At 49.3% G+C, this 20,815-nt stretch carries 20 protein-coding genes; 6 read left to right on the top strand and 14 right to left on the bottom strand.

All coding sequences use genetic code 11. From position 1 onward, the window contains the following. Nucleotides 1–40: 40 nt before the first annotated feature. From PXY01_RS05755 to PXY01_RS05720, 8 genes are all read right to left on the bottom strand, one after another. Nucleotides 41–907 (bottom strand): PHP domain-containing protein, encoded by an 867-nt coding sequence (locus PXY01_RS05755; protein WP_127568225.1) that lies wholly within the window; start codon nt 905–907, stop codon nt 41–43. Continuing rightward, nucleotides 898–1,809, bottom strand: a complete 912-nt coding sequence (locus PXY01_RS05750) for a selenium metabolism-associated LysR family transcriptional regulator (protein ID WP_127568223.1) — start codon at nt 1,807–1,809, stop codon at nt 898–900. The genes PXY01_RS05755 and PXY01_RS05750 overlap by 10 nt, the downstream gene beginning before the upstream one ends. A gap of 138 nt (nt 1,810–1,947) precedes the next feature. Beyond that, nucleotides 1,948–2,385, bottom strand: a complete 438-nt coding sequence (locus PXY01_RS05745) for a hypothetical protein (protein ID WP_127568220.1) — start codon at nt 2,383–2,385, stop codon at nt 1,948–1,950. 241 nt (nt 2,386–2,626) lie between these two features. Beyond that, nucleotides 2,627–2,890 carry a YlbG family protein gene (locus PXY01_RS05740; RefSeq protein WP_127568800.1) on the bottom strand — a complete coding sequence of 88 codons (264 nt, stop codon included), beginning with the start codon at nt 2,888–2,890 and terminating at the stop codon, nt 2,627–2,629. A gap of 42 nt (nt 2,891–2,932) precedes the next feature. Continuing rightward, nucleotides 2,933–3,373 (bottom strand): YlbF/YmcA family competence regulator, encoded by a 441-nt coding sequence (locus PXY01_RS05735; RefSeq protein WP_373864280.1) that lies wholly within the window; start codon nt 3,371–3,373, stop codon nt 2,933–2,935. 144 nt (nt 3,374–3,517) lie between these two features. Then, a complete protein-coding gene (locus PXY01_RS05730; RefSeq protein WP_127568217.1) occupies nt 3,518–5,563 on the bottom strand; it encodes a helicase-associated domain-containing protein in 2,046 nt (681 codons plus the stop codon). Then, nucleotides 5,563–7,257, bottom strand: coding sequence for a DNA repair helicase XPB (locus PXY01_RS05725; RefSeq protein ID WP_127568215.1), 1,695 nt, complete (start codon nt 7,255–7,257; stop codon nt 5,563–5,565). The genes PXY01_RS05730 and PXY01_RS05725 overlap by 1 nt, the downstream gene beginning before the upstream one ends. Before the next feature lie 161 nt (nt 7,258–7,418). Further along, a complete protein-coding gene (locus PXY01_RS05720) occupies nt 7,419–8,603 on the bottom strand; it encodes a M20 metallopeptidase family protein (RefSeq protein WP_127568213.1) in 1,185 nt (394 codons plus the stop codon). 220 nt (nt 8,604–8,823) lie between these two features. Between PXY01_RS05720 and PXY01_RS05715 the strand changes: the two genes are divergently transcribed. Then, nucleotides 8,824–9,168, top strand: coding sequence for a YugN family protein (locus PXY01_RS05715; RefSeq protein ID WP_127568211.1), 345 nt, complete (start codon nt 8,824–8,826; stop codon nt 9,166–9,168). A 12-nt stretch (nt 9,169–9,180) separates the two neighbouring features. Beyond that, the gene (ftsW, locus tag PXY01_RS05710) at nt 9,181–10,347 is read left to right on the top strand and encodes a putative lipid II flippase FtsW (protein WP_127568209.1); all 1,167 of its coding nucleotides are present in this window, start codon (nt 9,181–9,183) and stop codon (nt 10,345–10,347) included. Between the two features lie 69 nt (nt 10,348–10,416). On the opposite strand, the gene PXY01_RS05705 is transcribed toward ftsW, so the two are convergent. Beyond that, nucleotides 10,417–10,800: an Asp23/Gls24 family envelope stress response protein gene (locus PXY01_RS05705; protein ID WP_127568207.1), complete on the bottom strand. Its 384-nt coding sequence runs from the start codon at nt 10,798–10,800 to the stop codon at nt 10,417–10,419. A gap of 161 nt (nt 10,801–10,961) precedes the next feature. Between PXY01_RS05705 and cax the strand changes: the two genes are divergently transcribed. Then, entirely contained in the window at nt 10,962–12,026 is a 1,065-nt protein-coding gene (gene cax, locus PXY01_RS05700; RefSeq protein ID WP_127568205.1) for a calcium/proton exchanger, read from the top strand. A gap of 35 nt (nt 12,027–12,061) precedes the next feature. Here cax and PXY01_RS05695 read toward each other — a convergent pair whose 3' ends face one another. Together PXY01_RS05695 and PXY01_RS05690 are read right to left on the bottom strand one after the other, a co-directional pair. Beyond that, nucleotides 12,062–12,349: an Fpa/YlaN family protein gene (locus PXY01_RS05695; RefSeq protein WP_127568798.1), complete on the bottom strand. Its 288-nt coding sequence runs from the start codon at nt 12,347–12,349 to the stop codon at nt 12,062–12,064. 194 nt (nt 12,350–12,543) lie between these two features. Beyond that, nucleotides 12,544–12,786 carry an HPr family phosphocarrier protein gene (locus PXY01_RS05690; protein ID WP_127568203.1) on the bottom strand — a complete coding sequence of 81 codons (243 nt, stop codon included), beginning with the start codon at nt 12,784–12,786 and terminating at the stop codon, nt 12,544–12,546. Nucleotides 12,787–13,044: 258 nt separating this feature from the next. On the opposite strand from PXY01_RS05690, the gene PXY01_RS05685 reads away from it, so the two are divergent. Next, complete coding sequence (locus PXY01_RS05685) at nt 13,045–14,160, top strand: aminopeptidase (protein ID WP_127568201.1); 1,116 nt, start codon at nt 13,045–13,047, stop codon at nt 14,158–14,160. 64 nt (nt 14,161–14,224) lie between these two features. Here PXY01_RS05685 and PXY01_RS05680 read toward each other — a convergent pair whose 3' ends face one another. Both PXY01_RS05680 and PXY01_RS05675 read right to left on the bottom strand, forming a co-directional pair. Beyond that, nucleotides 14,225–15,076, bottom strand: a complete 852-nt coding sequence (locus tag PXY01_RS05680; protein ID WP_127568199.1) for a hypothetical protein — start codon at nt 15,074–15,076, stop codon at nt 14,225–14,227. Nucleotides 15,077–15,156: 80 nt separating this feature from the next. Continuing rightward, nucleotides 15,157–17,085 (bottom strand): sensor domain-containing diguanylate cyclase, encoded by a 1,929-nt coding sequence (locus PXY01_RS05675; protein WP_127568197.1) that lies wholly within the window; start codon nt 17,083–17,085, stop codon nt 15,157–15,159. A 427-nt stretch (nt 17,086–17,512) separates the two neighbouring features. Between PXY01_RS05675 and rpsD the strand changes: the two genes are divergently transcribed. Next, nucleotides 17,513–18,115 (top strand): 30S ribosomal protein S4, encoded by a 603-nt coding sequence (gene rpsD, locus PXY01_RS05670; RefSeq protein ID WP_127568195.1) that lies wholly within the window; start codon nt 17,513–17,515, stop codon nt 18,113–18,115. Between the two features lie 69 nt (nt 18,116–18,184). Here the strand turns inward: rpsD and yidC are convergent, their stop codons facing one another. Then, nucleotides 18,185–19,015 carry a membrane protein insertase YidC gene (gene yidC, locus PXY01_RS05665; RefSeq protein ID WP_127568193.1) on the bottom strand — a complete coding sequence of 277 codons (831 nt, stop codon included), beginning with the start codon at nt 19,013–19,015 and terminating at the stop codon, nt 18,185–18,187. Nucleotides 19,016–19,449: 434 nt separating this feature from the next. Here yidC and PXY01_RS05660 point away from each other — a divergent pair, with 434 nt between their 5' ends. Beyond that, entirely contained in the window at nt 19,450–20,811 is a 1,362-nt protein-coding gene (locus PXY01_RS05660) for a TrkH family potassium uptake protein (RefSeq protein ID WP_127568191.1), read from the top strand. The last annotated feature ends 4 nt before the right edge of the window (nt 20,812–20,815 follow it).

Here is a 20,815-nt window from a genome sequence, read left to right as displayed (position 1 = left end):
AGCTTGGCCATTGGCCAGCTGCTTGTCTTCGTTCACCTATTCACTTCATACTAGCTACTAACTGCTTCATCCTATCTACCACCGACACATCAACAGTTCGGTTCCCTACAGGTCCGTGAAAGATAACTCCCCGCTTCTCACCGTGATAATCAGAGCCACCGGTCACGAACAGTCCGTACCGCTCCGCCATCGCTGCATATTTCATCTCCTGCTCCGAATCATGGTCAGAATGGTAAGCTTCAATCCCTTGCACCCCGTGCGTCACAATCGCTTCAACCATTTCATCGTCTCCATACAAGCCTGGATGGGCAATAACGCTCACGCCGCCAGCCTCTCGAATCCAATCGACTGCTTCGAATGGCAGTGGTCGAGGCGGATTGCAATAAGCGATTCCATTCTCGCCCAAATACCGATCGAACGCTTCGCGGATATCCTTGACTACGCCCCGAGCGAAGAGCGCTTCAGCCAGATGAGGACGTCCGATCTGCTCAGCCCCCTCCACTTTCTTCCCATTTTTGCGCGCAAGCTCCACAATTTCGTCCAGCGTCACATCGATCCCGAGCTGCTGCAGCCTCTCTATGATCATTATATTTCGTTTACCGCGATAGCCCTGCTGCGAACGAAGTCTCTGCTGCCAGATGACATTATTGGCATCGCACCAATAGCCGAGGATATGGACGTCTCGACCATTCATTACTGTACTAAGCTCAACACCTGGGACGACTTCGATACCGAGCCGTTTTCCTTCCGCTAATGCCTCCTCCCATCCGTCGATCGTGTCGTGATCGGTAATAGCTACTGCTGCAAGTCCAGCTTCCTTCGCCAGCCGAACGACTGAGGACGGCGTGCTCGTTCCGTCAGAGGCCAATGTATGGGTATGCAGATCCGCTTGTTTTTTTATAACCATTGCTGCAAATCCCTCTCTCTCAAAAAGGCTAGAAATGTAACAGCCGATATCGGCAGCAAAGCCGATTTCAAATATATGGAGTAAAAATGCCGCTTGAACCGGGTATCAGCAAGCGACACGACTCGAATAAGTCCGAGCGCTACCTCATGCTTGACCGAAGACGCCGATACGATTGAAATGCCAATGCCCGCTTCGACGGCCGATTTGACCGCTCCCGTACTCCCCAGCTCCATCACAATATCAATCGAGCTCGGATCGATCTGTTTACTTTTAAGCTGCTCCTCCATAACGAGACGGGTTCCGGAGCCTTGTTCACGCACAACGAAACGATGCTTCACCGCATCGGCAAGCGTAACGTGGTCCATCTTCGCCAGCGGATGATCCGGAGCAACGATAAGCACGAGCTCGTCACTCATTACTTTATCCATTTGCATGTCGGGATGATTAACTGGAGCCTCGATCAATCCGAAATTCAGCTGATGATTCGAAATATCGTCCATAATTTGCGCTGTATTCATGACCTTCATGCTGATCGAGACGTCCGGATACTCACGGCCAAATGGCCCAAGCAGCCGCGGCAAAATATACTCTCCAATCGTCAAGCTTGCACCGAGCTGGAGCCTCCCCTTCAGCTTACTTGTGAAAGCGGACATCGCCGCGTCTGTCTCACGAATGAGCTCCATGCTCCGCTGTGCATAAGGCAGCAAAGCTCGGCCTGCTTCGGTCAGTTCAATCCGCTTGGTCGATCTCTGCAGCAGCTTCGTACCAAAATAATCCTCCAGCGACTGAACCTGCATCGTGACAGCCGGCTGTGTCATATGCAGCGCTTGCGCCGCGCCTGAGAAGCTTCCTCTTTCCGCAACAGTATAAAAAATGTGCAGCTGATGAAAGTTAAGCGCCATCGTATATCGTTCCTGCCTTTGTCATTAAATCACATCTTTCCAATCATTATACCGCAATCATCTATGAAGACGTATACAATATGCTGTATACAATAACAAAAAAAAAGCGCCAACCGGCGCTTATTTATCAAACGTATATTATTTTCTCTTCCTACTGTTCTTAATTAACGTCATCCGCCTAGAATGCCTTAGCCACGAATAATATGACTTCAGATCACGCAGCTCGATCGTTTCGGACATTCGTCCAAGAAAGGTTACAACGATCATCTTGTGCAGCGGATTACCGATTAAATCTCGTTCGTTCTCCAGCTCAGCGAACTCCGCAACGAATACGAGATCGTCGTCAATTAAGTAAACATCCTGCTCATTGCGGTAATAAGAGGCGATGCGTCCCTGCTTAAGACATTGCCACATATACTCTGCAATATCGGCAAAGCCGGTCTTTTCGCTTTCCACGCGATCTGCCCATCTGCTCTTAGCGTGGTTCGTTATGACGATATCTGCGACTTTCTTATCAGCCAATACGATGTGAAAAGGCTCATAAGTACTCCATCTCTCGGTCAACTTGTCTCTCATCCCGACTCACCCCTCCCCGGGAAGCAGGTCTTTGATACTATATTATGCTTGCTTCCATTCTACCATTCCAATTCGATAATTCAACCAAAATTTTGTGACTCGCCATTAATGTTATTTATTGTATTCCCATTATATGAAATATTAAGCGTTCCATTCAAGCTTCTTTAGCATAACTTTAGAAAAAAATTGCCCATGCCCCCCATATGAAGCAAAGGACATAGGCAATCTGTTGGGTTAGGCATTATAAACTGTAAAATCGTGTTTTGTCTGGTACATTTTTCGTGTATTCCGTCTTTAATTCGTTACGGTAAGAACGTTCGATCTTTCGTACGAATGGCAGCCTCGCAACATTCCGTGACGTATCTTCAGCACGGTCAGCATCGACATAAAATACAACGTAATGCATCCTCCGAGACATGTAATGAACCGTTCCGTATTTATCTAAAGCTCGAGCCGCCCTCAAATCCGATACCCAAACGATAAAGCCAGTACGCTCCGACAACATGACGACCTTCACTCCCCTTCACATGACAAACTTGCCGTACTCTTAACCGCAGCCACCGCTTCCGCAGCCGCATGATCCGCCGCCGCCGCAACCCCCTCCTTTAGGATTCGGATCGTTGCCCGGCACTTTTACCGTCTCCGATACCGCATCGGCAATCAGACGGGAAACATCGTACAGCAGCGAGTCTACCACCTGCTCCGCTGCTTTGAATCTCTTCACGCTTTCGAACGTATCGAGCTGCGCCTGTACTTCCTTCATTCGGTCCTTCGCAGCATTGTAATCGGGATGAAACCGACCGAAACGCTCACATTCCTGAAATTGCTCCCTTGCTTTCGCGAATTGCTTCACTACAGCCTGTACATCCGCATCAGAGTCCACAACCGACTTCCAATATAAATAATCGGCGACTTCAGCCGAATGATTAATTAATTCTCCGAGCTCGTATGCTTTCACCATCAATTCCGTCGTATCCAGCTCACCCATAATATCGACGTAATCGTCCGAAATGACATCGCCCAGCTCGAGCTGTTCTTCTACTTGCGGCATCCGTTCACCATCTTCCTTACTAAATATAGTTCGTTTCTTCTTTACTATACCATCTTAGCTAACATTTCGATAGAGCCGGCTTCACAAGCCGCGATCATAAGGCGTAGGCGAAGGAATCACAATACGCATCTCCTCCCACATTTCCGGCGTAAGACACACTGGCTCAATTGCATTCGCATTCTCCCGGCGGATGTAGCCGGATACCTGCCATGACTTCGTCCCCTCATTAAGCCGCTGCGGGATCAGCTCGATCGACTGACCTCCAGTAATAAGCTGCACCGGCACTCCCCAAGCTAATGCCTCTTCGATCATTTGTTTGCGGATGGAAGGGTGATAGCTGCGAAGCTGCCTCGTCCATGCTGCAGGCCATCCGGACGGAATATTATCGCCCGCCACATCCTCGCTGTCCATTACCGGCGGCAGCAGCTCCAAACGGTCCAAGGCCTGCTCATTGTAAATAAAGGATGAAGGCAGCTGCCCCGGCTGAAATCGCTGTGCAGCAATGCGTTTTTTCCCGGATATAACAGATTCAGCCGCTGTGTTCTCCTCTGATTTGTACCAGCTGCCTCGTCCATGCTGCAGGGGCGGCCATCCCGCACGTTCAAGCTCCTTGCACAGCCTTGATGCTCCTTCGGAACGAACGAGAAATGTATGATCGCCGAGCCGTTCAACGAGCCATTCTTGCAGCTCCGAGCGAACCGCAATGGCATCTGCAATTTCCTTACTGTCACAGCGAAGCAGAGTGACCTCATCTATTGAAGTCCGACAGGCGCCAGCAGCCCAATGCTTTATGGCATGAACCAATTCAATCGGCAGCTCCACACCGCCAGCCGCTGCTTGAACACTCCTTAGAAGCTCTTCTGAATCGATACCATGCTGAACCGCGGACGCGACTGATTCTGACGTGATCCGGTATATCGCAACTACATCCTCCCGAACCAACTGTGCGATCTGCTCAAGCTTCCAACGCACATCTAGGCCCGCATAAGGCGGCACGATTAAATCGCCGTCAGGAAGGACGATGACCGATTCAACTGCATCGAGTCCTTTACTGTTCGCCGATCTGTCGGCCAGCGGATCGATCAACCAACGGAACGTGAAGCCCCCATCCATACAATCGTCATAGTGTACCCAACCGCAAGCTTGCAAAAAAGCGATCCAATCCAATAGCAATAGATGTGGCTCCGATTCAGCCTGAGCCCGGTAGGTACAGTTCGGGTCAAGCTTCAGCAAGCCTGCTGCGAAGAAAGCCTCCTGTGAGCTACGGCAGCCGTACAGCATTGTCACTAGCTGTACCAGCTCGGCCTCACGTACGCGCTCGTCACCGCTTAGCCAATCGTTTCTTGCCGATACCGACCAGTTATAGATTCCATCTTGAATGTGTAGAAGTCCCAGCTTGAATGCGATATCAAGCGCCATTGCGAACGGAACAGGATAAATATGCTCATGAACGGGGCGAAGCCGGGCTACCAGTCCTGAAGTCGGTAAGGCGACTAAGCGCGTAACGGTATCGACAGTCTTCTTCGGAAACCACCCTTTGGCGGTAAGAGTGAGTCCTAGCCGATCCAATGCAGCTAAAGCCCTCGTCAGCCGTCTAGCGAGCGGCACGACTGTTACGGTATTTGGCTGGTGAATTACGGATGCTGATTCTTCTATACCAACGGATACTTGCCCTTTCACTATTGAATTTCTGGTTATCGGTCCAGTTAATGTACGAGTCAACTCTGCCCATAAATCTCCTTCGTCAATCGACAGCCGCCATGCCAGATAGCAATCTTCCGGCATGAATAATATCCGCTCTCCCCAGCATTTGCGGACTGCAAAAACAATTCCGCAGGCGCACAGCTCTTGAACAGCGGCTCTCATTTCCGCTCCGGCAAGCCCGACCTCCTCTATGCTTCGAGCAATTAGAGCTTCTTCCTGAATCGGAAGCGGCCCGATTACGCGAATCCAATGTTTAAGCAATTTCCGTCCCCATTGCGATATACGACTCATCGTTAAAGCAAGCTCGGCCGGCTGAAGAGCTGCCTGCGGCCAAGCCTCAGCAGACGGTTTCCATACAACAGTGGATTGCAGCCGTTCAGCCATTCCTGATGGAAGTCGATCTAACACCTCGCGCAGCCTCATCACCGCTTGCCTCCCTGAACGTTGATGGTCGTCAAACCATAACGATATCCTTGCTCCGTCATAAATCGCTGCCGCTTCATGGCATAATCGACCTCCATTGTTCCATCGGATACGACCGTATAAAACACGGCGCTGTTATGCTCCTGCTTCGGACGCAGCAGCCTCCCGATCCTCTGCGCTTCCTCCTGACGTGAGCCAAAGCTGCCCGATACTTGAACAGCAACGGCAGCGTCCGGAAGATCCACGGCAAAGTTAGCAATTTTCGAAACGACGAGTACCCGCTCCTCCCCTCGCCTAAACGCCTCATACAGCTTTGCTCTTTCTTCATGCGGCACCTCTCCAGTTAACAACGGAGCTCCAATCTCAGAAGCGAGCGCCTTCAGCTGCCTGATATAGGAGCCGATTATAAGCGCGGGCTTATCCTTGTGCCGGTCAAGCAGCTGCCTGACAACCGTCATTTTGTTCGGATTTTCCGCCGCAAGCCTCACTCTCTTCCGCACATCGCTTACCAAGTAATCATGTTCTGTCTCGGAAGGCAGCGGCACCCGCACTTCCTCGCATCGAAGCTCTGCAATTTGACTTTGCTGCTCCAGCTGCTTCCAAGGCAACTCATACAGCTTTGGACCGATTAATGAAAAAACATCTCTTTCTCGACCATCCTCACGAATAAGGGTCGCCGTTAGTCCGAGCCTTCTGGTCGCTTGTAAATCCGCTGTCATTCGAAAGACAGGGGCTGGAAGCATATGCACCTCGTCGTAAATAATAAGCCCCCAGTCCCGTTCTCCAAACAGCCGCATATGTCGGTAATCCCGATCCTCACCGCCGCTAGTTGCCAGCATGTTATAGGTAGCAATGGTAACCGGCTTAACTTGCTTTTCTAATGAGGAGTACTGACCGATCGATTCCCTGTCCAGCGTCGTCTTATCAAGCAATTCCGACTGCCACTGCTGCACAGACGTTAAACTGGAGGTTAGAATGAGCGTTGCGCATTGGAGCGCCGCCAGCACTCCGATGCCAACCAACGTCTTGCCCGCACCACACGGGAGAACGATCACTCCACTGCCTGCAGTCTGCGATTGCCCTTGAACAAACCGATCAACTGCCTGCTTCTGATAATCTCTAAGGGAAAATAGAGACCCCCTCAGCGTTTGCCTGCGCAGCTCAAGCTTCAGCGATTCGCCAGCCCGATAACCGGCTGCATCGATTACGGGATAACCTAGACGCAGCAGCTCCTGCTTTACAGCTCCTCTTCGATCAGGGCTAAGCTGGAATTGCGTATTGCCGAGCCGATAACCTAACAGCGCTTGCAGCGACTGCTCGGAATCCAGCTCCCGCATAATCTCTTCATCTCCGGATAATGAGAGATGCTTCACGCCAGTCTCACCAGACCGGTCGAGCCGCAGTCGGCCATATCGGTCCATCAGCCGCTTGAGCGATGTAGACAAGCCTCTCGGAAGATCATATTTGCTTAACCGTGTAAGAATTTCGATGACTTGACCACTTGTCATCCCTAATGAGGCTGCATTCCACAGCGTGAGCGGCGTTATCCGGTACGTATGCATAGGCCCTGCATTTTTCACCAGCTCTGTGAAACCGGCCAGCAGCATGCCCACCTCTTCGCTGCCTGGCATCCGTTCATCAAACAACAGCGTCATATCCGACAGTACGATTATCGGCTTCCCATTCGACTGCACTTGCCCGTTCCCTCCCACTCACATCTTTCGTACACATACCCCATTATTGTTCGAAGGAGAGAGGATTTTTATTCCTGCTTCGGCCGATAAACGACAAAGGCTGTCTCATCGTCATCAGAGATGACCGATGAAACAGCCCGTCTTAGAATACGAAATTCAGCTTACTCTTCTTGCGCGCGATGCTCTGCCATACCGATTAACAGTCTGGCAGAGACAAGCATTGCTCGCTCATCGATATCAAATTTCGGATGATGATGAGGATAAATGGCTCCGCAGTCTCCTCCGCCCGCGCCGACAAACATGAAGCAGCCTTTCACTTCTTGTAAATAATAGGAAAAATCTTCGCCAACCATTATTAATGTCGATTGCTGAACTGCCTGCTGACCGAACAATTCGGCAGCAACGGTATCGAACCTCTCGGCTTCACCTTCATCGTTAGTGACGGCCGGATAGCCTTCCCGGTAATCGAGGGTGATGTCCGCGCCGAACATAGCAGCCGTATGGGCAATTATCGATTCCATTCTTTCTCGAATCCGCTCGCGCACTGCCACCGTGAACGTACGTACGGTCCCGTTAAGCACTGCACGCTCTGCAATGACGTTGCCAGTCGAACCAGCCTGGAAGGAACCTACCGTAACAACCGATGGCGCGATCGGGTCTATGCTGCGGCTTACGATCGTCTGCAGTGATTGGACGAGCGAAGCGCCTACAACGACAGCATCGATCGTCTGATGCGGCATTCCTCCATGCCCGCCTTGTCCGACGATCTCGATCGTAAATTCATCAGGCGTGGCCATGAAGGCCCCTCCTCTTGTAGCGACTACTCCATAAGGAAGCGGCGTCCATAAATGGACACCATATATGGCGTCTACACCGTTCAACGCACCGTCGCGTATCATCGCGCAGGCCCCGCCCGGACACAACTCCTCCGCAGGTTGAAAGAGCAGACGACGCTTGCCACTCCAACTGCTGCGATTATTGGCATACGCTTGAGCTACCGCTAGAAGTGTCGCTGTATGTCCATCATGTCCGCAAGCATGCATGACACCAGGCACGGTCGATGAGTACTCGCAATTCTTAGCGTCCTGTATAGGAAGAGCGTCTATATCGGCCCGAAGCGCAATGCATGGTCCTTCGCCATTCCCCTCCAGATCAGCTACAACACCGTAGCCTCCGATGCCTTCGGTTACTGTACAACCGAAGGAACGCAGTTTATCGGCGATCCAGGCTGATGTGTTCTTCTCCTGAAACGAAAGCTCAGGATACCGGTGCAAATAACGCCGCCATTCCACCATTTGCGGATAGGCGCTTTGCAGTTGTCCAACTGGATCCCACCGTGCCGTCATATCCGTGTTCCTCCTGTCCTTCGCGGATTCAATTAATATCTTATTGTACCAGAATAAGCCTCAACAAGGTAGAGTGCCTCTGCAATCGGAATATAAGGCTGCAAGGCTTGCGCGTAAAGGGGAAACATACTATCATGAGTAAAGAATAGAAACAATTAAACATCTCAAGCCTCTTGGCAATAACCAATTTTTTTTGAGAACTTTAGGAGGTCAACTGCAAATGATTATCGAAAATACTGGTTTGAATGGCATGACTAGTGATTTAGGACATTTGGACGAGTCTGCAGAAAAGCTTGGATTTATCAGATGGCAGTGGGAATATACACGCGCTACATATGATCTGAAGCTCGAAGACAACGCGAATCACGAAACCTATTTCGTACGCTTCAACACTCGCGCTGTCGAAGGTAAGCTCGAAAATCCGAACGCCGTTCTGGCCATCGAATCGGTATACCTCGGCCGCGCAACGTTCCCGCATGGCCTTGATTATGAATCAACTGTACCGCAGCAAATTTTAAATATAGCAACCCAACGTCTTGAGCAGCTTCGCAAACTGCTTGCGTAGAAGGGCTGCCTTATGAAATCAAAGACGGGAACCGTATCCAGAGGACGGCCTGATTTTTTGCTGCTGGTGCTCATCCTTCTGCTCGTCGGCTTCGGTCTCGTCATGGTATTCAGTTCCAGCGCAAGCACAGCGGTTTCAGATCCCCGTTACGGATACGACGCACTCTATTTCACAAAGCGTCAGATCATGTTCGCCTTCATCGGCATGGCTGGCATGTTCATCCTGATGAACATGCCTTATCTGTCGTTTCAGAAGAAACTATTCACATGGTTCTCCGTCGGCACCATCGCAATGCTTGCCGTTGTGCCCTTCATCGCCACCGAAGTGCATGGTGCGCGCAGCTGGCTGTATATCGGCGGCTTCGGCATTCAGCCGACCGAATTTGCCAAGCTTGGACTTATTCTTTATCTCGGGCGTCTGATCGCTAAGAAAGGTGAGACGTTCCGGGATTTCAAGAAAGGCTTGCTTCCGGTTTTTATTATACTTGGCCTCGTATGTTTCTTAATTATGAGACAGCCCGATCTCGGCGGCTGCCTTATCATTGCCGCAACGGCCGGTATCATGATGGTCGGCGGTGGAGCTAACATGAAACAGCTTTTTTCTGCAGGCTTCGTATCGACGATGGTAGCAGGCCTTGCTATAGCGATAGATGCATTAATTGAACCTACCAAGTCAGCTTATCGCTGGAACCGGATTAACGCATTTATGAATCCATTGGAGAATGCGCAGGAAAGCGGCTACCATCTCGTCCGTTCGCTCGGCGCGCTGGGCCACGGCGGATTAGCCGGAGCAGGCTTCGGCCAGAGCGTTCAGAAGCTTGACTACTTGCCGTTCCCTTATAATGATTTTATCTTTGCAATCATTGCCGAGGAGTTCGGCTTTATCGGAAGCGTCGTCTTCCTGCTCGTCTTTCTGCTATTTCTGTGGAGAGGATTAATTGTAGCTCTTCGTTGCCCGGACATCTACGGCACGATTGTCGGTACCGGCATCATCGGTTTGATCGGTATTCAAGCCTTCATTAACATCGGCGGCGTCATTGGCGCTATTCCGATTACGGGTGTAACGCTCCCATTCATTAGCTATGGCGGATCGTCTATTATCGTCATGCTGCTATGTATGGGTGTGCTGCTCAGCATTTCCCGTGAGTACTACAAAACGGAGCGTCCGGTCAAAAGCTAGCAACGAGCAACAACGCCCCTTCGACCAGCTGAATGCTGGCTTGAAGGGGCGTTATTCTGTCTTACATCGTTATTTTACACGGTTAGTCTCAACTTCCGGCAACTCTTCCTCTTTGAAAGCGACACCTTCTACCTTAACATTCACTTCTACGACGTGCAGTCCTGTCATATTCTCGACGGCTTCACGTACATTCATTTGAAGTGAACGGCATACTTCATGAATCGGAATACCATATTTCACAATAATGCGAAGGTCGATAGCTGCTTCCACTTGGCCTACCTCTACACTAACGCCCTTCTGTACATTCTTGCCGCTAAGCCGTTTTGCTAGACCTTCCGAGATGCCGCCAGACATTGCTGCAATGCCAGGAGTCTCTAATGCCGCCAATCCTGCAATCGTAGCGACAACGTCGTCGGATATCCGAATAAGTCCGGTTTGAAGTTGTTCAGTCATGTCGCCCACTCCCCTAATTACCATATGTACTTATTGTAACGAAACACCCTCGTATAAGCAAGCCGCGAATGCCGTCGAATTTGGAAAAGTTTACATACGTTCCGTTTTGAAGTATAGTAATGAACAGTTAACACACAATGTTGTAAAACGGGGTGCTTAACATGCGGCAAAAAATGTTCTTTGGCGGGCTCGCAATTATGTTCGCGCTAAGCGCGATCGGCCACTACGCACATTGGAATATGACCGCTCAATTTATCATCTCAGCTATTGCGATCATATTCGTGGCCGGCTTCCTCGGCAAAGCGACCGAAAGCGTCGCGCATTATGCCGGGCAGCGGCTAGGCGGATTTCTGAATGCAACCTTCGGTAACGCTGCCGAGCTAATTATAGCTATTTTTCTCGTCAAAGAAGGCTTATTCGACATGGTAAAAGCGAGCATAACCGGTTCCATAATCGGTAACCTGCTGCTTGTGCTAGGACTAAGCGTTCTCCTAGGCGGACTAAAATTTAAGGTGCAAAATTTTAACGCCAAGCTGGCCGACCATAACGGAACACTAATGATGCTTGCCGTGGTCGCCTTGTTCGTCCCAGCCGTCTTCATTAAGATCGAACACTTCTCTTACAACAACGACAAGCTGCTCAGCATCGCCGTTGCCTGTATTCTAATCGTCTCTTACTTGCTGTGGCTTGTATTCTCAATGATCACGCACAAGGACATGCTGGCTGACGAACAAATGAGCGCCGATCACGGTGAAGAACCTGCATGGTCCAAAGGTATCTCCATCGTCATGCTTGTCGTGGCGACAGCAATGGTGGCGTTCGTTAGCGAATGGCTCGTCCATACGCTTGATACGTTCACACACAAATTTGGCTTGTCCGAGCTGTTCGTCGGTGCATTCGTCATTGCCATCGTCGGCAACGCTGCGGAGCACAGCGCGGCAGTAATGCTCGCGATGAAGAATAAAATAGGAGCCGCGGTTGAGATCGCGATCGGCAGCAGCTTACAGATTGCTCTATTCGTTGCACCAGTTCTTATTCTGGTGAGCACACTGTTTAACAAATCATCCATTATGGACATTGTATTCTCTCCAATTGAGCTGACCGCAATCGGGGTGTCTGTCTTTATCGCCAAATCGGTATCCAAGGACGGTTCGACGAACTGGTACGAGGGTGTCCTGCTGCTTATGCTGTACGTCATTCTCGGCTTTGCATTTTATCTCGTCTAGAAGCTTCAAAAAAAAGTAGTCCCGGGTACTCGGGACTACTTCTTGTTATTCAACGCTTCATAAAGCTTCGCTAAGTTTCGTTCAAGCTTATTGACGATATTACGGCCTACCGATTCTTCTACAAGCCCGGCGCGCACCGCAAAATCAACCTCACGGGAGAAGCCATACATCTGAGTGTCTAACACCTCTTCGTACAGAGGGCATTGACGTGTCGTCAAGTTCTCCATTTGAACTTCAATCAGCTTCTCGATTTTATTTGCATCTTCTTCAAGAAGATAGAGCGCTTTCTGGTGCAAGTGGTCAATCACATTCGGTGAAGACATCATTTTCCCCCCTGTGCGCATTTCCTCGCCGTCTTCTATCCTTTTACTTTATATTAGACGAAAAAGCCAAGAAGTTCAAGGAGGAAACAATTTCAACACACAGCTCAGCGCTAGATGAAGTGGTTCAAACAAAACAAAGCGCCCTTAAAGGGCGCCTTGTTCGAAAGACCGTCATACGGGCTTGATCGTAATCACTATTCGGAAATAACGGTAACGTTCAAGTTGTGCTTCGCGAACACATCCGCCATCGCTTTCTTCGCTTCTTCAGCATCCGGGCCATGTACATGGAGCTCATATGCATGTCCGCCGAGTAACGTTGTGAACAGTCCAAGGATGCTCTTTACATCAATATACTTGTTCTCAGCTTGAAGAACGATCGAAGATCGAAATTGGCTTGCCGTTTGGGAAATCTCTACGATTGCTGCATTGTTGGACATGACAATCCCTCCACCATTCAATTGTAACCATTTCCTGCAATACATTCATCATACCGTGAAAAACAGCAGCGTTCAAGAGAAAAAAGAACCATTCCGCCTAATTTTTCATTTCCAATTGTAAGCTGTCTACTCGGGTAAAATCAATCATCCATCGTGAATAGAATACGCAGGAAGATTTAATTTATACCGGCTTGGTTTTAATCGACCGGATTGAATATAATACAGTATATGCAAAAATATTAGCAAAGGGTGACTGCAATGATAGACCCAAGATTAGACCGTTTAGCTGACGTGCTTGTAAATTATTCAACGACTGTACAGCCTGGCGAGAATGTGCTTGTTGAAGCGTTCGGAATCGATAACGCGCTTGTGAAATCGATTGTCCGCAAAATCCACGCCGCAGGCGGCAGACCGTTCGTAAATATTCGGGATAACCAAATAACGAGAGAGCTGCTGATGAACGCATCCGAAGAACAAATCCGCACATGGGCCGAATACGATGCGGCTCAGATGTTGAACATGCAGGCATACATCGGCATCCGCGGCGGCTCCAACATTTATGAGCTGTCTGATGTACCCGACGACAAAATGAAGCTGTACAGCACAATTTACAGCCATAAGGTTCATTCAACAATTCGAGTAAAGAAAACAAAATGGGTCGTCCTTCGCTACCCGAGCCCATCGATGTCACAGCTTGCTTCTGTAAGCACCGATGCGTTCGAGCAATTTTATTTTGATGTGTGTACGATGAATTATGAGAAGATGAGCCAGGCCATGGATGCCCTCGTCGAGCTGATGAACAAGACCGATAAAGTACGCCTAACAGGCCGAGACACTGACCTGACGTTCTCCATTCATCAAATACCGGCGGTCAAATGCTGCGGCAAACGCAATTTGCCAGACGGCGAGGTCTATACCGCCCCCGTGCGAGACAGCGTTAACGGCGTTATTGCCTATAACACGCCAAGCCCGTACAACGGCTATGTATTCGAGAATGTGAAGCTCCGATTCGAGAATGGCAAAATTGTTGAAGCAACGGCGAATGATACAGACCGCATCAATCAAATATTTGAAACCGACGAAGGCGCTCGCTACATCGGCGAATTCGCCATAGGCGTTAACCCTTACATATTGAACCCGATGAAAGATATTTTGTTCGACGAGAAGATATCTGGCAGCATTCATTTCACACCAGGTCAGTGTTATGATGAAGCATACAACGGCAACGTATCGGGCATACATTGGGATTTGGTGCTCATTCAACGTCCAGAGTACGGTGGCGGTGAGATTTGGTTCGACGACAGACTGATCCGCAAAGACGGCCGTTTCGTCATACCAGAGCTGGAAGGCTTGAACCCAGAGAACTTGAAATAGCTTTAAAATATTAAGGCGTGCACCCAGGTAAACCGGCTCGCACGCCTTGTTTCGATGCTGATGCTCAATCACTCTTAAACGTCACGACACCGCAATGAAATTCCTCTCGGCTTTCCCCATTCACCTCGAAGCGCAGCGTAGAATGCTCGACGACTTTTATAAGCTTCATTGTATGTCGATCAGCTGTTAATTCCATTCGGGTCTCGGCTTGGAGCGAGTCCAGCATAGAAGCAAGCTTTCTTTCCGCTTTAACATAAGCTGCTTCCTTATCGCTTGAAGCTGCCTGCATGGTCTGAGATAATTTGCCGCCAGCAATGGCCTTCCACTCTGCTTCGATACGATGCCGCCATTCCTGCTTCGCTGCCGATGGCTCTAATACGATTTGCACAATCCGATGACGGCTGTTGCCGTCCGATGGTCCATAGGAGACGCTTTTGGCTGCTTCCTTCATTCGTTCAAGCCTATCTAAAGGGTTGATTCCCGCCCATGTACCGACAGACCACGAGGGAGTTGAAGCCCGCAGCCTCATCCTATCCTTAGTTTGAGCAGGCAGCCATTGGTCCGCTCCACGGCGAGTAAGCAGTGTCCAATGACCGTCCACCGACATCGTACCAACACCGCTTACCCCTCCAGCGACATCTCCACTTCCTATCATGCGAACGGTCATCTCAGAATGATCCGTCACTTCCCCTTTGTAGGAAACGGATCCAACCGTAACACCGACCGGCAGCCCAACTCCACTATTTCCTTCAAACGTATAATGGTCAATTCCGGCAAGTCCCGACAGCGAGAGCGACAAAAATTTGTCTGCCGGCATCGACTCTGAAACCGTGCCGCAGCCGGACAATCCAAGCGTTATTGTCAACATGAAAATTAAAACCTTACGAGGCACATCTAAGATCCACTGGTTACGCATGCTTGATGACCTCCGCTTCCGCCTCAAGAGGCTGCTCAAGCCTAATGTAACCATAAAAAAAGGACACTATGCTTGTGTCCTTAACCGATCGATATACAATTCCGGCCAAGCTTCTTCGCTTGATACAATGCCATGTCCGCACGATAAAATAACGACTCGACACTGATACGATTATCCTCGAACGTCCACTCCGAAACGCCACAGGATACCGTTACCGAAGGATTCGTCTTACTTTCGACCTGCACCCGAATCCGTTCCGCTACCCGAAACGCTTGATCCTTGCGAATCTCCGGCAGGTAAACGGCCATTTCCTCACCGCCCCACCTCGCTGCGATATCCGTATCGCGTATAACTGACCGTATGATCTCAGATACTTGAATTAATATCCGGTCACCGACAAGATGTCCATGGCTGTCGTTCACTTCCTTGAACTTGTCGATATCGACGACGATCAGCGAGCCGCATCGGTCTTTGCGCTGCTTGCGTACAATCCGATCGTTCAAGTAATGTCTTGCGCTCAATCCGGTCAGATGATCGGTTATGACCATCCTGCGCACTTCAGCATGCAGAGATGCGTTCGACATCGCCAACCCGATATGACTCGATAATACTTGTAGAAGCTTAAAGTTATCGTATGAGAAATAATGTGGGCTTCGGTGACCTACAAGAATGACGCCAGCCACCTCCGAGCCGACAAGAATCGGCGCTGCAATTAGGGAGCGAGATCCAGATTCTTCCATCCATCGAGACGGTATTGAATTGGTCTGCCAATAATCCGAGACGATAACGGGCTCTTGCGATCGATAGACCAATCCCGTAAATCCATAATCGGATGAAATTTGCTCATTCTCGAACGAAGGAAGACTGCTAGACATGACGAGGAAACGATCTTGCTCCTTATCGTAACTCAGTAAGCTGCAGCAATCCGCATTATAGATACGGAGCAGTTCGCTCGTCGTATAGTGGAACACATCCTTCAGCTTAAGCGATTGGCTAAGACGCTTCGTCAATTCGTTAATAAGCCGAAGCTCGGCAATCAGCAGATTCGACTGCTCGTACAGCTTAGCATGCTCAAATGCATTTCCAGCCGTATCTGCAAACAGCACGAGCGCTGGAAGATCAGCATCGTCCCACTGTTCTTGACGAACTACAAGCCGAAGGACGCCATATACCGCCTGCTTACCCGCCATCGGTATAACGACATCTACACATCCCGTGTCACTCTGGCGAACAGCCGGCTTCGCTTCCAGAAACGATTTCACAACAAAATTACCAGATGGATGGTTGAATTGGAGCGACTTGACTCGTTTATCTCCGTTAACATGATCTTGAGACAAATATAGACGAATGCGCGATTCCGGATATAAGGAGCTTAAGCTTTGCATCATCTCTGACAAGACGGTACCGACGTCTATTCCGTCGTATAACCTCTTCGCTGCAGCGAACAGCGACGCTCGATGATGCGCTTCCGTCTCCGACAGACGCTGCTGGCGCATAATATCCGCTATAAACATCCGTTCAAATCTTCTATAAAAACAGCTTCGTAAATGGAACGTTGCAGAACGAAGCTGTGCCGCGAGCGATTCGTCGACATGAGAAGCAGCAGCAGCAAGTACGGCAAATGGCAGCCGATCGTCAGTTCTTCTCATAATCGGCACAGCAACAGCCATATCCCCCTCGTCCTGCCTGCTCACAGCAGGACGGTTGTCCGCTAATGCGGCGGCGGCAGCCGACCGGACGAGCTTCTCATATCCTACATCCGTATAGGTTAACCCTGCAGCATCGATGATGATCTGATCATCTGTCGATAACAAAAATATTGAGGCTTGTCCAAGGAGCGGCAGACCGGTTGAATCGGCTACCCAATCGCTGAAGCTTTCCTTCAGCAGCGCGTTTAAATAAGGAACATCGCTCTTATTAATATCTTGACCTTCGTACCACAGCTCCGGTTGTTCACCTGCTGAACGAAAGCTAGAGATGTTCGTGTGCAATAAAATATGTTGGCGCATAAATAGGTAGCTCACCATCCTTCCAACTTACCAGGAATGAATGCTTACAATAGCCGATCGGTCGAAAATTCATCCTGCCGAATAAATCTAGTTGACTTTATCATACTTTATTTTCATGAAATATGCACTACTTCTATAGGTCTTTTGAATCAAGGAGATTTATGGAAGACACCCTCTTTCTCCCTTATGATGCCATCTCTTGATCAAGCGATTCTCTTGACAACCAATGCCGTCATCCTATAAAATTTATTAATGATTATTGGGCGGGGCTTTTTGTGTCACCCTTAGGAACGCATTGCTGACAAGCCAGCGGCTGAACTTGTTTGTCAGATCTTTAAGAGTTACTATCTCTTAAAGTGAAGATCGTTTCCGGCGAAACAGCAACCCCCTTTTCAAAATCCCAATTTGAAGAAGGAGTTACACACATATGTCACGTTATACGGGTCCTAAATTTAAACTTAGCCGCCGTCTCGGTATCTCTCTGAGCGGTACAGGCAAAGAACTTGCTAAACGCCCATTCCCTCCAGGCCAACACGGCGCTAACCTTCGTAAGAAAATTAGCGGTTATGGCTTGCAATTGCAAGAGAAACAAAAGCTTCGCCACATGTACGGCTTGAACGAGAAGCAATTCCGCAACCTGTTCGACCGTGCTTCGAAGATGAAAGGTATCTCCGGCGAAAACTTTATGTTCCTGCTTGAAAGCCGCCTGGACAACCTCGTATACCGTCTTGGCTTTGCGAACTCCCGTGCAGGCGCACGTCAGCTCGTATCGCACGGACACGTTACGATTAACGGCAAGAAAGTCGACATCGCTTCTTACACGGTTTCCCCTGGCGAAGTTATCGGTCTGCGTGAGCGCAGCCGCAACCTGAAATCGATCAAAGAAGCTCGTGAAGCTCGTACGCACATTCCGAACTACCTGGACTTCAACGAAGCAGCACTGGAAGGAAAATATGTTCGTCTGCCAGAGCGCGCTGAGCTGTCCCAAGAGATCGACGAGAAACAAATCGTCGAGTTCTACAGCCGTTAATAATTGGTTTCTGCTGCATGCAGAACAACAAGAAACCTTGGACCATTCGGTCCAAGGTTTCTTTGTTTATTAGGACTTGTCCGCGGATATCGTTAGCAAGTCTTCTTCTATCGACTGTCTTCGAAATAACCGATAGGTCAAAGCAGACTGACCGATCATAAATAGAGCGCCTGTTGTCCAATACAGCGGCAATGCAGCCGGTACAGTAAAGGAAAATAACCCCATCGCGATCGGTGATAAATAAACGAGCGCTGCTAGCGGCTGCTGGGGACCTGAGCTTGCTGTAGGTAATAAACGCTGGGATATCACCGTCTGACCCCAATACACACCCGCTACAACGAATGGCATTATCAGATCCTTGGAGCCTAGTTCAAACCATAGGAAAGAGTGCATCGTAAGCTCTGGTGTCATTTGAATCGCAAAATATAAGCCGGTCAAGATCGGGAGCTGAATGAGCAGCGGAAGACAACCTATGGCAAAAGGGTTGACACCGTGCTGCTGATACAGCTGCAGCATCTCTTGCTGCTTCTGCCGCAGAGCATCGGGCTCCTTACTTTCTTTATACTTTTTATTCAGCTGTGCAAGCTCTGGCTCAAGCTTCTTCAGCTTCGCTCGCTGCTTCAGTACGCCAAGCTGCTGACGAATCATCAGCGGCATAAGGACAAGCCTAACGATCAGCGTTAGGAGCATGATCGAGATACCGTAGCTGCCGCTGAACGAGCTGGCGATATGCTGGATCAGCTCAGAGAACGGATAGACGACATAATGATTAAATAATCCTGGCGTGTTGCTATCAATTGTACCGGAAGCACTGCAGCCGCTTATTAGAACGAGAACAAGAAACGAAAGAATAAGAATATAACGACGCGGGATCGGGAACCTTTTGTTTGTAATCTTCATGTTTGCCTCCTCGAATAGTAGAGCATTTATCCATATTCGAGGACAAGCAATCTGAAGCGTCATCATCAGGTGCTTCCTTCCGCTTTACTTTTCGAACGAGACGATGACGATACCATGCCCATTCGCGGACTACACCTTCGATTCGTACTCCATCATGAATGAGCATCCTTTCTCCACCGACCGTATATACCTGTGGTCGCCGATACCAAAGAAAGCAAACATAAGCCAACGAGTACAGCACACTGATGGAAAACAAGTACGGAATGATATCGTGCAATTCAAACATCTGGTTCACCTCCCTTCTTCGCTATGCTTGAAAAGATAAAGGATATGTTAACTATCGGCAGCACTTGCCTGATTAGATCAAAGGCGGTATGCTGAATGCGGTTTATTCATTACAGTAATACGATCAGATTGTTGGAGATGACATCTTAATGTTGAATTACGCAAGCTCTAAACAAAAGTTTCATCCAACACCGCCTCAGACGCTCGCAATCGGCTTTATCATAATCATTTTGATCGGTTCATTCATACTCGAAGCGCCTGCTTCCCATACCGATGGCCAATCTTTATCCTATTTGAACGCGCTGTACATGTCCACATCGGCTGTATGTGTAACTGGTTTATCCGTCGTCAATGTCGGTGCCGATATGACAACGTTCGGCCAAGTAATACTTATGCTTCTCATCCAAATTGGCGGCCTCGGCTTTACGACGATGGCGAGCTTGATTGCGATCGTATTCCGCCGAAGAATCTCGTTTCGCGAACGGCTCATTCTGCAAGAAGCATTAAACCAGTCTACACTGGAAGGCATAATACCGCTAATAAAAAAGATTATCCTTTACTCACTTGTAATCGAGGGCTGCGGCGCTCTTCTGTTCTCAGTACGCTTCATGACTGAAATGCCTGCAGGACAAGCGATATATTTTGGTGTGTTTCATAGTGTATCCATCTTCAACAACGCCGGCTTCGATCTATTCGGCATGTTTCCAGAGTATGCAACTAGCTTCACTCATTATGCGAAGGACCCGCTCATTAACGTCGTATCGATGCTGCTCATTATTTTGGGCGGCCTCGGCTTTATTGTCATATCCGATCTTATTACATACCGCCGTAATAAAAGGCTGACGCTGCATTCGAAAGTCGTACTTACGACTTCCGGTATTCTAATCGTTCTCGGCGCGGTGATAATATTCATCTTCGAATATACGAATAGCCTTACGATGCAGCCGCTCACCATCGCAGACAAAATTATCGGCTCGATGCTGCAATCGGTCAGCTCCCGTTCTGCTGGTGTCAGCACGGTAGATATCGCTTCGCTTCGACAAGCGACTCAGTTCCTTCTTATCCTGTTCATGTTCGTCGGCGCTGCGCCTGGATCGACAGGCGGCGGCATTAAGGTTACGACGCTTGCAGTATTATTCGGCGCTGCGGCCTCAATGATTCGAGGGCGGCAGGATGTCGTTCTGTTTCGTTACCGGCTTGATCAGGAGCGCATTCATAAGGCAATCACCTTCACACTGCTCTCCTTCTTCCTCCTTGTCATTGCGACGATGGTACTAATGACGACGGAGAACGGCCCGTTCCTGTCCATTTTGTTCGAGGTAACGTCCGCCTTCGCAACGGCTGGAATGTCAACCGGTTTATCGAGCGAGTTTTCTCCATTCGGCAAAATATTCATCGTCATCCTCATGTTCGTGGGCCGACTTGGTCCCGTAACTCTCGCTTTCGCTCTAACAAGACAGCCGGAGAAAGAGAAGTTCCGGCGGCCAGAAGGTCGCATTACGATCGGATAACGCT

The sequence above is a fragment of the Paenibacillus xylaniclasticus genome, assembly GCF_004001065.1.
GTDB lineage: Bacteria > Bacillota > Bacilli > Paenibacillales > Paenibacillaceae > Paenibacillus_T > Paenibacillus_T xylaniclasticus.
This window is presented reverse-complemented; position numbering and strand designations above follow the sequence as displayed.

Coding starts and splice junctions, on each gene's coding strand:
- PXY01_RS05755 (WP_127568225.1), bottom strand. CDS start 907: ATGGTTATAAAAAAACAAGCGGATCTGCATACCCATACATTGGCCTCT.
- PXY01_RS05750 (WP_127568223.1), bottom strand. CDS start 1,809: ATGGCGCTTAACTTTCATCAGCTGCACATTTTTTATACTGTTGCGGAA.
- PXY01_RS05745 (WP_127568220.1), bottom strand. CDS start 2,385: ATGAGAGACAAGTTGACCGAGAGATGGAGTACTTATGAGCCTTTTCAC.
- PXY01_RS05740 (WP_127568800.1), bottom strand. CDS start 2,890: ATGTTGTCGGAGCGTACTGGCTTTATCGTTTGGGTATCGGATTTGAGG.
- PXY01_RS05735 (WP_373864280.1), bottom strand. CDS start 3,373: ATGGGTGAGCTGGATACGACGGAATTGATGGTGAAAGCATACGAGCTC.
- PXY01_RS05730 (WP_127568217.1), bottom strand. CDS start 5,563: ATGAGGCTGCGCGAGGTGTTAGATCGACTTCCATCAGGAATGGCTGAA.
- PXY01_RS05720 (WP_127568213.1), bottom strand. CDS start 8,603: ATGACGGCACGGTGGGATCCAGTTGGACAACTGCAAAGCGCCTATCCG.
- PXY01_RS05715 (WP_127568211.1), top strand. CDS start 8,824: ATGATTATCGAAAATACTGGTTTGAATGGCATGACTAGTGATTTAGGA.
- ftsW (WP_127568209.1), top strand. CDS start 9,181: ATGAAATCAAAGACGGGAACCGTATCCAGAGGACGGCCTGATTTTTTG.
- PXY01_RS05705 (WP_127568207.1), bottom strand. CDS start 10,800: ATGACTGAACAACTTCAAACCGGACTTATTCGGATATCCGACGACGTT.
- cax (WP_127568205.1), top strand. CDS start 10,962: ATGCGGCAAAAAATGTTCTTTGGCGGGCTCGCAATTATGTTCGCGCTA.
- PXY01_RS05695 (WP_127568798.1), bottom strand. CDS start 12,349: ATGTCTTCACCGAATGTGATTGACCACTTGCACCAGAAAGCGCTCTAT.
- PXY01_RS05690 (WP_127568203.1), bottom strand. CDS start 12,786: ATGTCCAACAATGCAGCAATCGTAGAGATTTCCCAAACGGCAAGCCAA.
- PXY01_RS05685 (WP_127568201.1), top strand. CDS start 13,045: ATGATAGACCCAAGATTAGACCGTTTAGCTGACGTGCTTGTAAATTAT.
- PXY01_RS05680 (WP_127568199.1), bottom strand. CDS start 15,076: ATGCGTAACCAGTGGATCTTAGATGTGCCTCGTAAGGTTTTAATTTTC.
- PXY01_RS05675 (WP_127568197.1), bottom strand. CDS start 17,085: ATGCGCCAACATATTTTATTGCACACGAACATCTCTAGCTTTCGTTCA.
- rpsD (WP_127568195.1), top strand. CDS start 17,513: ATGTCACGTTATACGGGTCCTAAATTTAAACTTAGCCGCCGTCTCGGT.
- yidC (WP_127568193.1), bottom strand. CDS start 19,015: ATGAAGATTACAAACAAAAGGTTCCCGATCCCGCGTCGTTATATTCTT.
- PXY01_RS05660 (WP_127568191.1), top strand. CDS start 19,450: ATGTTGAATTACGCAAGCTCTAAACAAAAGTTTCATCCAACACCGCCT.